Origin of the sequence: Nonomuraea terrae (assembly GCF_044465245.1) — a bacterium.
Classification (GTDB): Bacteria; Actinomycetota; Actinomycetes; order Streptosporangiales; family Streptosporangiaceae; genus Nonomuraea; species Nonomuraea terrae.
Genome location: NZ_JBITLL010000005.1, coordinates 784,581 through 797,157, shown reverse-complemented (window position 1 = coordinate 797,157; position 12,577 = coordinate 784,581). Strand labels below are relative to the sequence as shown.

At 70.6% G+C, this 12,577-nt stretch carries 13 protein-coding genes; 9 read left to right on the top strand and 4 right to left on the bottom strand.

From position 1 onward, the window contains the following. Positions 1-28: 28 nt before the first annotated feature. The gene (locus tag ACIBP6_RS27465) at positions 29-193 is read right to left on the bottom strand and encodes a hypothetical protein (RefSeq protein ID WP_165969927.1); all 165 of its coding nucleotides are present in this window, start codon (positions 191-193) and stop codon (positions 29-31) included. A 234-nt stretch (positions 194-427) separates the two neighbouring features. Here ACIBP6_RS27465 and ACIBP6_RS27460 point away from each other — a divergent pair, with 234 nt between their 5' ends. The 4 genes from ACIBP6_RS27460 (at position 428) to ACIBP6_RS27445 (ending at position 3,870) form a co-directional block, all read left to right on the top strand. Beyond that, positions 428-1,081 (top strand): response regulator transcription factor, encoded by a 654-nt coding sequence (locus tag ACIBP6_RS27460; protein WP_132616588.1) that lies wholly within the window; start codon positions 428-430, stop codon positions 1,079-1,081. 49 nt (positions 1,082-1,130) lie between these two features. After that, positions 1,131-2,396, top strand: a complete 1,266-nt coding sequence (locus ACIBP6_RS27455; protein ID WP_397056617.1) for a sensor histidine kinase — start codon at positions 1,131-1,133, stop codon at positions 2,394-2,396. A gap of 306 nt (positions 2,397-2,702) precedes the next feature. Continuing rightward, positions 2,703-3,002: a DUF4193 domain-containing protein gene (locus tag ACIBP6_RS27450; RefSeq protein WP_049570503.1), complete on the top strand. Its 300-nt coding sequence runs from the start codon at positions 2,703-2,705 to the stop codon at positions 3,000-3,002. Between the two features lie 67 nt (positions 3,003-3,069). Continuing rightward, a complete protein-coding gene (locus ACIBP6_RS27445; protein WP_246075179.1) occupies positions 3,070-3,870 on the top strand; it encodes a hypothetical protein in 801 nt (266 codons plus the stop codon). On the opposite strand, the gene ACIBP6_RS27440 is transcribed toward ACIBP6_RS27445, so the two are convergent. After that, positions 3,867-4,463, bottom strand: a complete 597-nt coding sequence (locus ACIBP6_RS27440) for a TetR/AcrR family transcriptional regulator (protein ID WP_397056614.1) — start codon at positions 4,461-4,463, stop codon at positions 3,867-3,869. The two genes, ACIBP6_RS27445 and ACIBP6_RS27440, sit on opposite strands and share 4 nt — an antisense overlap. A 4-nt stretch (positions 4,464-4,467) precedes the next feature. Further along, positions 4,468-5,766 carry a phenylacetate--CoA ligase PaaK gene (gene paaK / locus ACIBP6_RS27435; RefSeq protein WP_397056612.1) on the bottom strand — a complete coding sequence of 433 codons (1,299 nt, stop codon included), beginning with the start codon at positions 5,764-5,766 and terminating at the stop codon, positions 4,468-4,470. A gap of 135 nt (positions 5,767-5,901) precedes the next feature. Between paaK and paaN the strand changes: the two genes are divergently transcribed. From paaN to ACIBP6_RS27410, 5 genes are read left to right on the top strand one after another with little or no spacing between them, the layout of a single operon-like run. Continuing rightward, complete coding sequence (gene paaN, locus ACIBP6_RS27430) at positions 5,902-7,548, top strand: phenylacetic acid degradation protein PaaN (RefSeq protein WP_397056610.1); 1,647 nt, start codon at positions 5,902-5,904, stop codon at positions 7,546-7,548. 13 nt (positions 7,549-7,561) lie between these two features. Next, positions 7,562-8,371, top strand: a complete 810-nt coding sequence (locus ACIBP6_RS27425; protein ID WP_397056608.1) for a 3-hydroxyacyl-CoA dehydrogenase family protein — start codon at positions 7,562-7,564, stop codon at positions 8,369-8,371. A gap of 34 nt (positions 8,372-8,405) precedes the next feature. After that, the gene (locus ACIBP6_RS27420) at positions 8,406-9,353 is read left to right on the top strand and encodes an MBL fold metallo-hydrolase (RefSeq protein ID WP_397056607.1); all 948 of its coding nucleotides are present in this window, start codon (positions 8,406-8,408) and stop codon (positions 9,351-9,353) included. After that, positions 9,350-10,894, top strand: coding sequence for an FAD-dependent monooxygenase (locus ACIBP6_RS27415; protein ID WP_397056605.1), 1,545 nt, complete (start codon positions 9,350-9,352; stop codon positions 10,892-10,894). Before ACIBP6_RS27420 ends, ACIBP6_RS27415 begins: the two co-directional genes overlap by 4 nt. Before the next feature lie 17 nt (positions 10,895-10,911). After that, positions 10,912-12,345: a trehalose-6-phosphate synthase gene (locus tag ACIBP6_RS27410; protein ID WP_397056603.1), complete on the top strand. Its 1,434-nt coding sequence runs from the start codon at positions 10,912-10,914 to the stop codon at positions 12,343-12,345. On the opposite strand, the gene ACIBP6_RS27405 is transcribed toward ACIBP6_RS27410, so the two are convergent. Next, the gene (locus tag ACIBP6_RS27405; RefSeq protein WP_397056601.1) at positions 12,278-12,562 is read right to left on the bottom strand and encodes a DUF4235 domain-containing protein; all 285 of its coding nucleotides are present in this window, start codon (positions 12,560-12,562) and stop codon (positions 12,278-12,280) included. The genes ACIBP6_RS27410 and ACIBP6_RS27405 overlap by 68 nt on opposite strands. Between the last annotated feature and the right edge of the window lie 15 nt (positions 12,563-12,577).

Here is a 12,577-nt window from a genome sequence, read left to right as displayed (position 1 = left end):
AGGAAGGCTCCGGCCGTTTGCCGTGTGGTCAGCGGGGCAACGGAATACCGTGATCGTCGGCCAGCCGTCGCAGGTCCTCGATCTCGGCGGTGAGCGTGTCGGCGAGATAGTCGTCGCCGGTGCTACGGGCCTCTCGGAGGCCCTTGTAAGCCTGGTCGAGGCGGTGTTCGATCGTGGTCGTGAACTCGCCCATCTCACCTACTCTCTCCGGGTCGTTCCGTATGGGGGCGAAGTCATCCCCATTGCCGGATCATGCCCGGCCGATGGGTGTTCCGCAGGCATACCCCGGGTGCTCGCCCCCCGAAACATGAATTTCCGCGCCGTCTGCCTCACCGTCGCGTCACCCACCCGTGGACATGCCTTACCGTGCGCTTATCGGCGCTGTGGCCACAATGAGTCACCAGAATCGGAGAGAGGTGTTCCAGGCGTGCGCGTGCTGGTGGTGGAGGATGAGCGGGTGCTCGCCGACGCGATCGCGACGGGTCTGCGGCGTGAGGCCATGGCGGTCGACGTGGCGTACGACGGCGGGGGCGCCCTTGAGCGGACCTCGTACATCGACTACGACGTGATCGTGCTGGACCGCGACCTGCCGGTGGTGCACGGCGACGAGGTGTGCCGGCGGCTGGTGGAGCAGCGCTCCGCCTCGCGGATCCTCATGCTGACCGCCTCCGGCGACGTGGACGACAAGGTGGAGGGGCTCGGCCTGGGGGCCGACGACTACCTGGCCAAGCCGTTCGTGTTCATCGAGCTGGTCGCGCGGATCCGGGCGCTCGGCCGCCGCTCCGCGCCCCCGCTGCCGCCCGTCCTGGAGCGGGCCGGGATCCGGCTCGACCCGGGCAAGCGGCTCGTGGAGCGCGACGGCAAGGAGATCGTGCTCACCAAGAAGGAGTTCGCGGTCCTGGAGGAGCTGATGCGCGCGGAAGGCGCCGTCGTCAGCCAGGAGGACCTGCTCGACAAGGCATGGGACGAGAACATCGACCCCTTCACCAACGTGGTGCGGGTGACGATGATGACGTTGCGGAAGAAGCTGGGCGAACCTCAGGTGATCGAGACGGTGCCCGGCGTGGGATACAAGTTGTGAGTCAGTTGTGAGTCAGGGGCCAGAACGACAGGCCGGGCCGACCCATCCGATGATCAGCCCGCATTCGGCCAGGAAGGCGACCCGCGTGCAGGAACCGCCGCCGCCCAGCGGCCCGCCCGCCTGGGACGGTCCGCCCCCGCCGGGCAGCCCGCCGGTCCAGCGCACGACGATGGAGCGGATGAAGGCACTGCCGGCGAAGGTCAGCATCCGCTGGCGGCTGACGCTGACGTACGGCGCCCTGGTGTTCGCCGCCGCCGCGGTGCTGCTGTTCTCGGTCTACGCGATCGTCGGCACGGCCATCAGCGAGGCGTGGCCCGGCCTCGACCTAGGGCTGGATCCCCTGCAGGACGCCCGGCTGCAGGTCGCCTGGCGTGACTTCCAGGCGCAGGCGGTGGAGAACGCCAGGGACGCCGTGCTCAAAAGCGCCTTCATGGCGCTGCTCGGGGTCGGCATCCTGGCGCTCATCATCGGCTACTTCGTGGCCGACCGGGCGATGCGGCCGGTGGCGAAGATGACCGGCACGGCGCGCAAGCTCTCCGAGAGCACGCTCGCCCACCAGCGCATCGCCTTGGAAGGCCCCAACGACGAGCTGAAGGAGCTGGCCGACACCTTCGACGCCATGCTCACCCGGCTCAACGTCGCCTTCGACACCCAGCGCAGGTTCGTGGCCAACGCCTCCCACGAGCTGCGCACCCCGCTCACCATCAACCGGACGGTGCTGGAGATCGCGCTGTCCGATCCGCAGGCGTCGGAGGACCTCAAGGCGCTCGGCCGTACCCTGCTCGAGGTCAACGCGCGCAACGAGAAGCTCATCGAGGGTCTGCTGCTGCTCGCCAGGAGCGAACGCGAGCTCGCCGTGCGCAAGCCGCTCGACGTCCGCGAGGTCGCCCAGACGGCGGTGGAACAGGTGCTGCCCTTCGCCGAGGAACACGGTGTCACGCTGACCACCGATCTGGTCAGCGCGCCTACCATAGGCGATCCGGTGCTCTTGGAGCGCTCCGTCAGCAACCTCCTTGAGAACGCGGTGAAGTACAACATTCCCGAAAACGGAAAAGTCTGGATCCGTACGGGAATGGCGGACGGTGCCTTGGTTGTTCAGGTGGCCAACACGGGACAGCACGTTCCGGCGTACGAGGTGAACAGCCTCTTCGAGCCGTTCAGGAGGCTCCATGCGGACCGCGTGGATTCTGCCAAGGGATCGGGGCTGGGGTTGTCCATCGTCCGTGCGGTGGTGCAGGCACACGGCGGAAATGTGGCCGCGGTGCCGCGTGACGGGGGAGGGCTCGTCGTGACCATGAGGCTGCCGAGCCGCTGACATGGATACCGCTGGTGCTTCGTCTGCGTGTTGATGTACGGGGGGCGTCTCGTTCTCGCCGCACATGTGGTTGGATGTGCCGTCGAACACGGTGGAGCATGACGCCAAGGCTGTGGGTTTCGCCATATTTGGCTAACCATTGCCGTCGGCGGCACGCGCTGACGTGTTGGGAGGTTCGTTGTCCGTTCCCGCGGGGTACCGATGGGAAATCTCCGTGGCGGAACGGGCACAAGACGGGTCTCCCGGACGTTAGAAGACGCGCGACGAGCGCGACGACATATAGATGAGGGGGATGGAGTAAGCACAATGGCTACCGACTACGACAGCCCGCGCAAGACAGACGACGACCTGGGTGAGGACAGCCTGCAGGAGCTGCAGGCGCGGCGCACCGACAAGTCGTCCGGCAGCATCGACATCGACGAGACCGACCTGGCCGAGTCGCTGGAGCTGCCCGGTGCGGATCTGTCGAACGAAGAGCTCTCCCTGCGGGTGATCCCCCGTCAGGCCGACGAGTTCACCTGCGCGCGCTGCTTCCTGGTGCATCACCGGAGCCAGCTGGCCTCCGAGAAGAACGGTCAGCAGGTCTGCCGGGAGTGCGCCGCCTGACGATGGGGCGAAGGAGCTCGGGGCCGCAAAGCCCTGAGCGATCGCGACCACAGGACGGAGGCATCGCGTGGCGGAACCAGGCAAAGACCACCAGACGGGCAATGAGATCGCCGACCCCGATCGCGAGGTCGGCGAGCTCGTAGGCAGGCTTGCCGAGCCCGGCGAGCTCGAGCCGGCCGAGCGGCGCAGGCTGCTCGGCCGACTAGCCCAGACGTTGTCCGAGGGCGCGAAGAGGGCCCGGCAGAACGGCGCCGGACGCGGACGCTGGCTGGCCGACGTCTTCCTCAACATCGCGCCGCGCATCCCCATCAGAGACTTGCACACGCTCTCCGAGCACCACCACGGGCTCACCGGCGAGCAACTCGCCGACGACCTGGTGCGCACCGCCCAGAGAGGCACGATGACCGTCGGCGCCCTCGGCGGAGCGCTGGCCGCGGCCGAGTTCGCGGCGCCACCCCTCCTGCTCTCCGCCCCCGCCCAGCTCGTCGCCGAGACCATCGTCGTCGCCGCCATCGAGGTCAAGCTCCTGGCCGAGCTGCACGAGGTCTACGGTGTCCGCGTCGACGGCACCGGCACCCAGCGCGCGATCGTCTTCGCCTCCGCCTGGGCCAAGCAGCGCGGCATCGACCCGCTCGCTCCCGCGTCCGTCTCCCTCGCCCTCGGCGCCGCCACCAAGACCGCCGTGCGCAACCGCCTCATGCGGACGCTGGGCCGCCACCTGACCACGTTCGGCCCGTTCCTCACCGGCGCCGTCGCCGGCGGCGCGCTCAACCGCATGGCCACCAAGAAACTGGCGCAGGCGGTCCGCGACGACCTGCGCGTCAAGCTGCCGCCGGCGGCGAGCCGCCCCGAGGTCGAGCCCGGTTAGACCCGCAGCCCGCCGAAGGCCATCTTCAGCAGCGCGTCGGCCAGGTCGTCGGCGGAGGCCCCGCGCGCCGGCTGGTACCACTCGCTGATCGAGGTGACGGCGCCGAACAGCAGCCGCGTCACCAGCGCCGGATCCACGTCAGGCCGGATGCCGCCCTCCGCCGCCGCCTCGATGACCAGGCGGCCGATGAACCGGTCGAACTCCCAACGCCGCTCCAGCGCCGCCTGCTCGGTGCCGCTGTTGCCGCGCACCCGCAGCAGCAGCGTGACGTACGGCAGCCGGTCGACGAGGATGCGCACGCTCTGCCGGACCACCCACTCCAGGCGTTCGATGGCCGGGCCCGAGGCCGCGCGCTCGTCGGCCATCAGCTCGAACAGCCCGTCCAGCGCCCGGTCGAGGGCCCGCGCGAGCAGCTGCTCCTTGCCCGGCACGTGGTAGTAGATCGCCGACTTGGTCACGCCGAGCGCCCTGGCCAGGTCCTCCATGCTCGTCCCGTCGTAGCCGCGCTCGTTGAAGACGCCCACGGCGATGGAGAGCACCGACTCCGGGTCGTGCCCCCGCTTGCGGTGACGGGTGGGGGTTGGGGTGGCCATGTCGTCAATTATCCCGCTTGTCGATGACTCGTTTGAGCTTGCCCACCGACCGCTCCAGCGTCTCCGGGTCCACCACCTCGACCTCGACGCTCACACCGACGCTCTCCTTGACCGTCCGGCGCAGCGCCTCGCCCGCCGCGATCCGGTCGCCGCGGAAGCCGGGGCGCGCCTCCACGCGTACCGTCATCACGTCGAGCCGCCCCGGGCGCGTCAGGTGGAGCTGGAAGTGCGGCGACAGCCCCTCCGTGCGCAGCACCAGCTCCTCGACCTGCGTCGGGAACACGTTCACGCCGCGCAGAATGATCATGTCGTCGGTACGCCCGGTCACCCGCGCCATGCGCCGGAACGCCGGCCGGGCGGTGCCGGGCAGCAACCGGGTCAGGTCGCGCGTGCGGTAGCGGATGACCGGCATCGCCTCCTTGGTGAGGCTCGTCAGCACCAGTTCCCCTCCGTCCGCGGGCTCCCCGGTGAACGGGTCGACGGTCTCCGGGTAGAAGTGGTCCTCCCAGACGTGCAGGCCGTCCTTGGTCTCCACGCACTCGCTCGCCACGCCGGGGCCCATCACCTCCGACAGGCCGTAGATGTCGACGGCGTGCAGGTCGAAGCTCTCCTCGATCTCCGCGCGCATCTCCTCCGTCCACGGCTCGGCCCCGAAGATCCCGATGCGCGGGGACGACTCCCGGGGGTCGAGCCCCTGCGCGGCGAACTCCTCCAGCAGGGCCAGCAGGTACGACGGCGTCATCATCACGATGTCGGGCCGCAGGTCGGCGATGAGGCGCACCTGCCGGGGCGTCATGCCGCCCGAGACCGGCACCACCGTGCAGTCCAGCCGCTCGGCCCCGTAGTGCGCGCCGAGCCCCCCGGTGAACAGCCCGTAGCCGTAGGCCACGTGCACGATGTCGCCGGGCCGCCCGCCGGAGGCGCGGATCGAGCGGGCCACCAGGTCAGCCCAGACGTCGATGTCCCGCTTCGTGTAGCCGACCACGGTGGGGGTGCCGGTGGTGCCGCTGGAGGCGTGGATGCGCATCACCCGCTCCCGAGGCACGGCGAACATCCCGTACGGGTAGCAGCCGCGTAAGTCCTCCTTCGTGGTGAACGGGAACGACGCCAGGTCGCCGAGCGACCGGCAGTCCGACGGGTGCACGCCCGCCTCGTCGAACGTGCGCCGGTAGAGCGGCACGTTGGCGTAGGCGTGCGCGAGCGTGCGCCGGAGGCGTTCGAGCTGCAGCGCCGTGAGCTCGTCGCGGGACACGCGCTCGACCGGGTCGAGCTCCTGCGGCGCGGGGGGATCGCCGAGTCTCATCTCCACCCTCGTCCCGGTTCCCTGCGACCGCGAGATGCGACGCGCGCTCCGCGGCGCAGGTCTCCCTTGTCTACTGACCGAATGTTCGGTAAACACTTCAACGTCCGGACGATCCCTGTCAAGAGGGTGAAGATGATGTTCGAGCAGCACCGCGAGACCCTGGAGAAGGCGCTGGCGGCCATCGCCGAGCGCGGCCACTGGAGCGCCTTCCCCGAGTCGCCGAGCCCGCGGGTCTACGGCGAGGGGGCCGCCGAGCGGGGCAGGGAGGCGTTCGAGGCGCTGCTCGGCAGGCGGTTCCCGCTCGACCAGCCGGGCACGGGCGCGTGGATCGGGGCCGAGCGCTCGCCGTACGGGATGGACCTGGGCGTCACCTATCCCGAGCCGGCGGTGGAGGAGCTGGTCGCGGCGGCGCGGGCGGCGATGCCGGCCTGGCGCGACGCCGGGCCGCGGGCCCGCGCGCTCACCTGCGTCGAGATCGTCCAGCGGATCAACCGGCGCAGCTTCGAGCTGGCCGACGCGGTGCGGCACACGACCGGGCAGGCGTTCGTCATGGCCTTCCAGGCCGGCGGGCCGCACGCGCAGGACCGCGCCCTGGAGGCCGTCGCGTACGGCTACGCCGCCATGACCGCCTCGGCCGAGGCCGCCCGCTGGGAGAAGCCGGCCAAGGGCGAGCCGCTGGTCATGGACAAACGCTTCACGGTGGTGCCGCGCGGGGTCGCGCTGGTGGTCGGCTGCAACACGTTCCCGACCTGGAACGCCTACCCGGGACTGTTCGCCTCCCTGGTCACCGGCAACCCGGTGATCGTCAAACCGCATCCGCGGGCCGTGCTGCCGCTCGCCATCACCGTCCAGGTCGCCCGCGAGACGCTGGCGGAGGCCGGATTCGACCCCTCGCTCGTGTCGCTGGCCGCCGAGGAGGGGCAGGGCCTGGCCACCGCGCTCGCCACCCATCCCGCCGTCCGCGTCGTCGACTTCACCGGCTCCACCGAGTACGGCGAGTGGCTGGAGCGCCACGCCCACCAGGCCCTGGTGCACACCGAGAAGGCCGGGGTGAACACGGTCGTCATCGACTCCACCGACTCCTGGCGGGGCATGCTCGGCAATCTGGCGTTCTCGCTGTCGCTCTACAGCGGCCAGATGTGCACCGCGCCACAGAACGTCCTCGTCCCCGCCGGCGGCATCGAGACCGACGAGGGGCACAAGAGCTTCGACGAGGTGGCCTCCGGGCTCGCCGCCGCGGTCGGCCGGCTGCTCGGCGACGACACCCGCGCGGTCGAGCTGACCGGCGCCCTGGTCAATCCCGGCGTGCTCGCCCGGGTGGAGGGCGCGCCGTCGCTGGGCGAGGTGGTGCTGGAGTCGCGGGCGGTCAAGCACCCGGAGTTCCCGGACGCGGTGATCCGGACACCGCTGATCGTGCGGGTGGATCAAGAAAAATCCGATATTTACGGACGCGAGCATTTCGGGCCGATCTCGTTCCTCATCCCCACCGGATCGACCCAGGAGAGCCTCGACGTGCTCCGCCGCACGATCACCGCCCGCGGCGCGCTCACCGCCTCCGTCTACTCGACCTCCGCCGACGTGCTCGACGAGGCCGAACGCGCCGCGCTCGACGCGGGCGTCAACCTGTCGTGCAATCTCACCGGCGGCGTCTACGTCAACCAGTCGGCCGCGTTCAGCGACTACCACGGCACGGGCGCGAACCCCGCAGCCACGGCCTCGCTCACCGACCCCGGCTACGTCGCGGGCCGTTTCCACGTGGTGCAGTCCCGGCGACCGGCCTGAGGAGGAGGCGCTCATGAAGGTAGCGGTCATCGGCGGGGGCCGCATGGGCTCCGGGATCGCGCAGGTCTTCCTCGTCAGGGGCGACCACGTCACCGTCCAGGAGCCGCTCGCGGAGCAGACGCGGCGGCGCATCGCCGACGGGCTGGCCATCGCCGCGTCCAAGGGCCTCGTCGACCGTGACGAGGCCCTGGCCAGGCTCACCATGGACGCCGTGCCGGCCGACGCCGAGCTGGTGGTCGAAGCGGTGCCCGAGGACGCCGCGCTCAAGATCCGCATCCTGGCCGAGGCCGAAACGCGCCTCTCCCGTGACGCCCTGCTGGCCAGCAACACCAGCTCGCTGTCCATCGCCGAGCTGGCCGCCGCGCTCGACCGCCCGGAACGCCTCATCGGGCTGCACTTCTTCAACCCGGTGCCCGTCCAGCGCCTGGTGGAGATCGTCGTCACCGCCGCCACGCCGCCCGACGTGCTGGAACGGGCGCGGCGGGTCGTGGCCGGCCTCGGCAAGACGGGCGTCGTGGTCAACGACTCGCCAGGGTTCGCCACCAGCCGGCTCGGCGTGCTGCTCGGCCTGGAGGCGATCCGCATGGTGGAGGAGGGCGTGGCCTCCGCCGAGGACATCGACACGGCCATGACCCTCGGCTACGGCCACCCGATGGGCCCGCTCAGGCTCGGCGACCTGGTCGGGCTGGACGTCCGGCTGGCCATCGCCGAATACCTGCACGCCAAGCTCGGGCCCCGGTTCGAGCCGCCCCGGCTGCTGCGCGAGAAGGTGGCCGCCGGCGAGCTGGGGCGGAAGAGCGGCAAGGGGTTCTACGCATGGTGAGCACGTTCTGATCATCGGGCAGAGAGGAGGAGCGATGGCCAAGCCGTTCGCCTCGTCGGCGGATCTCGGCGAGAAGCGGCAGTCCCTGGAGGTGCTCGCCGACGGCGTCTACGCGCTCACGGCCGAGGGCGACCCCAACGTGGGCGCGATCGAGGGCGAGGACTTCCTCGTCTGCTTCGAGGCGCTCGCCACACCGGTGGCCGCACGGGCGTGGCTGGCCAGGCTGCGCGAGCACACCGGCAAGCCGGTCCGCTACCTGGTGCTGTCGCACTACCACGCGGTCAGGGTGCTCGGCGCCTCGGCGTTCGGCGCCGACGTGATCGTGGCGCACGAGAAGACCCGTGAGCTGATCGCCGAGCGCGGCGAGCAGGACTGGGCCAGCGAGTACGCCCGCATGCCACGCCTGTTCAAGGAGCCCGGGTCGATCCCCGGGCTGACGTGGCCGACGGCGACGTTCAGCGACCGGTTCACCATCGACCTGGGCGGCGGCCGCGGCGACCTGGTTCTGCAGTACTGCGGCCGCGGCCACACCGAGGGCGACCTGGTCGCCTGGCTGCCGGAGCGGCGCGTCCTGTTCGCCGGCGACCTGGTCGAGTCGCAGGCCGCCCTCTACACCGGCGACGCCTTCCACCGCGACTGGGCCTCAGCGACGCTCGACCGGGTGGCGTCGTTCGGGGCCGAGACGCTGGTCGGCGGCAGGGGAGCGGTGGCCAGGGGGAAGGACGGCGTGGCGGCGGCCATCGGGCAGACGCGCGACTTCCTGACGGTGATGCTGCGCGAGGCCGGCGCGGCCGATTCGCTGAAGGAGGCGTTCGCGCGCACGCACCGGGCCCTGGCGCCCCGTTACGGCTCCTGGCCGATCTTCGAGCACTGCCTGCCGTTCAACGTCTCCCGCCTCTGGGACGAGCTGCACGGGATCGAACGTCCGCGCGTGTGGACCGCCGAACGCGACCGCCAGGTCTGGAACGAGCTGCAGTCATGAGGCGCGAGACCGACGCCCAGGTCATCGTGATCGGGGCCGGGCCCGTGGGGCAGAGCGCCGCGCTGCTGCTGGCCCGGTGGGGGATCCAGGTGCTGGTGCTGGACCAGCGGCCGGCCCGCGGCCGGGGCGGGTCGAAGTCGATCTGCCAGCAGCGCGACGTGCTCGACATCTGGGCCGCCGCGGGCGCGGGCAAGATCGCCGAGGAGGGCCTGGCGTGGACCACCGCCCGCACCTACTACCGCGACCGCGAGCTGTCGTCCTGGTCGTTCGAGGACGACGGCACACTGCCGGCGTGCGTGAACATCTCGCAGAGCCGTACGGAGCAGATCCTCGACGAGATCATCGCCGGACAGCCGCTCATCGAGGTCCGCTGGGACCACGAGGTGACCGGGCTGACACAGGACTCCTCCGGGGTCAGCCTGCGCTGCGGCCAGCGGGTGTTGCGGGCGCCGTACGTGCTGGCCTGCGCCGGGGCGCGGGCGCAGGGGGTGCGCTCGGCGGCCGGGGTGGCCTTCGCGGGGGAGTCGTTCGACGACCAGTTCCTCATCTGCGACATCAAGGCGGAGCTGCCCGGCTGGGAGGACGAGCGGCGCTTCTACTTCGATCCGGTGTGGAACCCGGGCCGGCAGGTGCTCATCCATCCGTGCCCGGGGGGCACGTACCGGATCGACTGGCAGATCGCGCCCGACTTTATCCCGACAAAGGATGACATCGCGCGGAAGCTCCGGCAGATCATCGGAGACCGGCCGTACGAGCTGCTCTGGCACAGCACCTACCGCTTCCACGCGCGCCTGGCCTCGCGGATGCGCGCCGGGCGGGTGCTGCTGGCGGGCGACTGCGCCCACCTGCTGGCGCCGTTCGGGGCGCGGGGCCTCAACTCCGGCGTGGCCGACGCCGAGAACGCGGCCTGGAAGCTGGCGTTCGTGCTCAACGGCTGGGCGGGGGAGGGGCTGCTGGAGTCGTACCACGCCGAGCGGCACGCGGCGGCGCGCGAGAACCTCGAGGTCACCGCTGCCACCATGCGCTTCCTGGTGCCGCGCACCGTCGAGGAGCGGATGCGCCGGCGGGCCGTGCTGGAGGGCGGCCGGATCGCCGAGGTCGACTCCGGCCGCTTCGCCGAGCCGTTCTGGTACGTCGACTCGCCGCTGACCACACCCGAGCCGTCACGCCCGTTCCGCGGCCGGCCGCCCAAGGGGGCGTCGTGCGAGCCCGCGCCGGGCGTGATCCTCCCGGACGTGGCGCTTCCCGGGGGCAGATTGCGCGAGTCGTGCCGGGACGGATTCCTCGTTCTCCTGGGCGATATGTGCGATTCGAGTTTGTTTGTGCAGGTCTTGGGCAAGGTCATTACGGCGCCGCTCGCCGTTCGCGGGCTCGCGGAGATAGATGGGACTGGCTCGCTCGCTGAGAGGCTCGGCGCCGGTCCGGATGAGGCATGGCTCATCAGGCCCGACTCCCACGTCGCCGCGATCCTCCCCCATGCGGGGCCTGAGTCGGTGGCGGCCGCTGTGAGCCGTGCTCTCGGCGGCTCTCCTGACACATGACCCCATAGGAGGACTGCGTGACTGGCCGTAGCTCGTTTCTGATCGTCGCCAACCGGTTGCCGGTGGACAGGACGATCGAACCCGACGGAACGGCCTCGTGGCGCAGGAGTCCTGGCGGGCTCGTCACGGCGATAGCTCCCGTGATGCAGCGCCGCCACGGAGCCTGGGCCGGCTGGCACGGAGCACCCGACGAGAAGCTGCAGCCGTTCGAGCAGGACGGGATGAACCTCATCCCCATCCCGTTGTCGGCTCGCGAGGTTGAGCTCTACTACGAGGGTTTCTCCAACGCCACCCTGTGGCCGCTCTTCCACGACGTGGTGGCGACGCCGGTGTTCGACAGGGAGATGTGGGAGACCTACCGGAGCGTCAACATGCGCTTCGCCGAGGCCGCCGCGGACGCGGCCGAGCAGGGTGCGGTGGTGTGGGTCCAGGACTACCAGCTGCAGCTCGTGCCCGCGATGCTGCGCAGGATCCGGCCCGACCTGCGCATCGGTTTCTTCCTGCACATCCCGTTCCCGCCCACCGAGCTGTTCTGGCGGCTGCCGTGGCGCAAGGAACTCGTCGAAGGGCTGCTCGGCGCCGACCTGGTGGGCTTCCAGCTGCCCGGTGGCGCCTCCAACTTCCGCCGGCTGTGCCGGCGGCTGCTCGGCCTGCCGTACAAGGGGAACGAGATCTTCCTGGACGACCGGGTGGTCACCACGCAGGCGTTCCCCATCTCCGTCGACTTCGCGCACCTCGACTCCCTCGTCCGCGAGCCGCACATCGTGAGCCGGGCCAAGGAGATCAGGATGGACCTGGGCGACCCCGAGCACGTGCTGCTCGGCGTCGACCGGCTCGACTACACCAAGGGGATCGGCCAGCGGCTGGAGGCGTTCGGCGAGCTGCTGAAGGACGGCCGGCTGCGGCCCAACGAGGCGGTGTTCGTGCAGATCGCCACCCCGAGCCGGGAGCGGGTGGACGAGTACCGCAGGCTGCGCGACGACATCGAGCTGCAGGTGGGGCGGATCAACGGCGAGCACGCCCAGCTCGGCTACCAGCCGGTGCAGTACTTCCACCAGTCGTACGGCCAGGAGGAGCTCGCGGCGCTCTATCTCGCCGCCGACGTGATGATCGTGACCCCGCTGCGCGACGGGATGAACCTGGTGGCCAAGGAGTACATCTCCTGCCACCACGACCTGCAGGGCGCGCTGGTGCTCAGTGAGTTCGCCGGGGCGGCCGACGAGCTGCGGCAGGCCTATCTGGTCAATCCGTACGACGTGGAGGACGTCAAGCGGCAGATGCTGGCGGCGATGCGGGCCACGCCGCACGAGCTGGCCCGGCGGATGCGCACCATGCGCCGCCGGGTCGCCACCTACGACGTGGACCGCTGGGCGAACGAGTTTCTCAACGCCCTGGAGTCACCTGCTTCACAGCCTTCCACGCGTCGTAGCGCTTCTTGGCGGTCCGGTTGACCACGATCTGCGCCACGGACATGCCGACCCCCATGAGCACGGCGTAGCCGATCGCCTCGCCCATGCTCACCTCGGGCGAGTCGGTGTCGATGGGCGGCTCCTTGCCGGTCGCCTTCACCCAGGCGAACCCCAGGATCTTCCTCGCCGCCCAGGCGGTCACCAGGCCGACGAGCCCGCCGATGACCCGCCAGGCGACATCGGGCTTGTCCTCCGCCATGACGATCTCCTTCCC

Bases quoted from the DNA above. Each gene is read 5' to 3' on its own strand.
- paaN (WP_397056610.1), top strand. From the start codon at position 5,902: ATGTTCGAGCAGCACCGCGAGACCCTGGAGAAGGCGCTGGCGGCCATC.
- ACIBP6_RS27425 (WP_397056608.1), top strand. From the start codon at position 7,562: ATGAAGGTAGCGGTCATCGGCGGGGGCCGCATGGGCTCCGGGATCGCG.
- ACIBP6_RS27405 (WP_397056601.1), bottom strand. From the start codon at position 12,562: ATGGCGGAGGACAAGCCCGATGTCGCCTGGCGGGTCATCGGCGGGCTC.
- ACIBP6_RS27450 (WP_049570503.1), top strand. From the start codon at position 2,703: ATGGCTACCGACTACGACAGCCCGCGCAAGACAGACGACGACCTGGGT.
- ACIBP6_RS27420 (WP_397056607.1), top strand. From the start codon at position 8,406: ATGGCCAAGCCGTTCGCCTCGTCGGCGGATCTCGGCGAGAAGCGGCAG.
- paaK (WP_397056612.1), bottom strand. From the start codon at position 5,766: ATGAGACTCGGCGATCCCCCCGCGCCGCAGGAGCTCGACCCGGTCGAG.
- ACIBP6_RS27440 (WP_397056614.1), bottom strand. From the start codon at position 4,463: ATGGCCACCCCAACCCCCACCCGTCACCGCAAGCGGGGGCACGACCCG.
- ACIBP6_RS27465 (WP_165969927.1), bottom strand. From the start codon at position 193: ATGGGCGAGTTCACGACCACGATCGAACACCGCCTCGACCAGGCTTAC.
- ACIBP6_RS27455 (WP_397056617.1), top strand. From the start codon at position 1,131: ATGATCAGCCCGCATTCGGCCAGGAAGGCGACCCGCGTGCAGGAACCG.
- ACIBP6_RS27415 (WP_397056605.1), top strand. From the start codon at position 9,350: ATGAGGCGCGAGACCGACGCCCAGGTCATCGTGATCGGGGCCGGGCCC.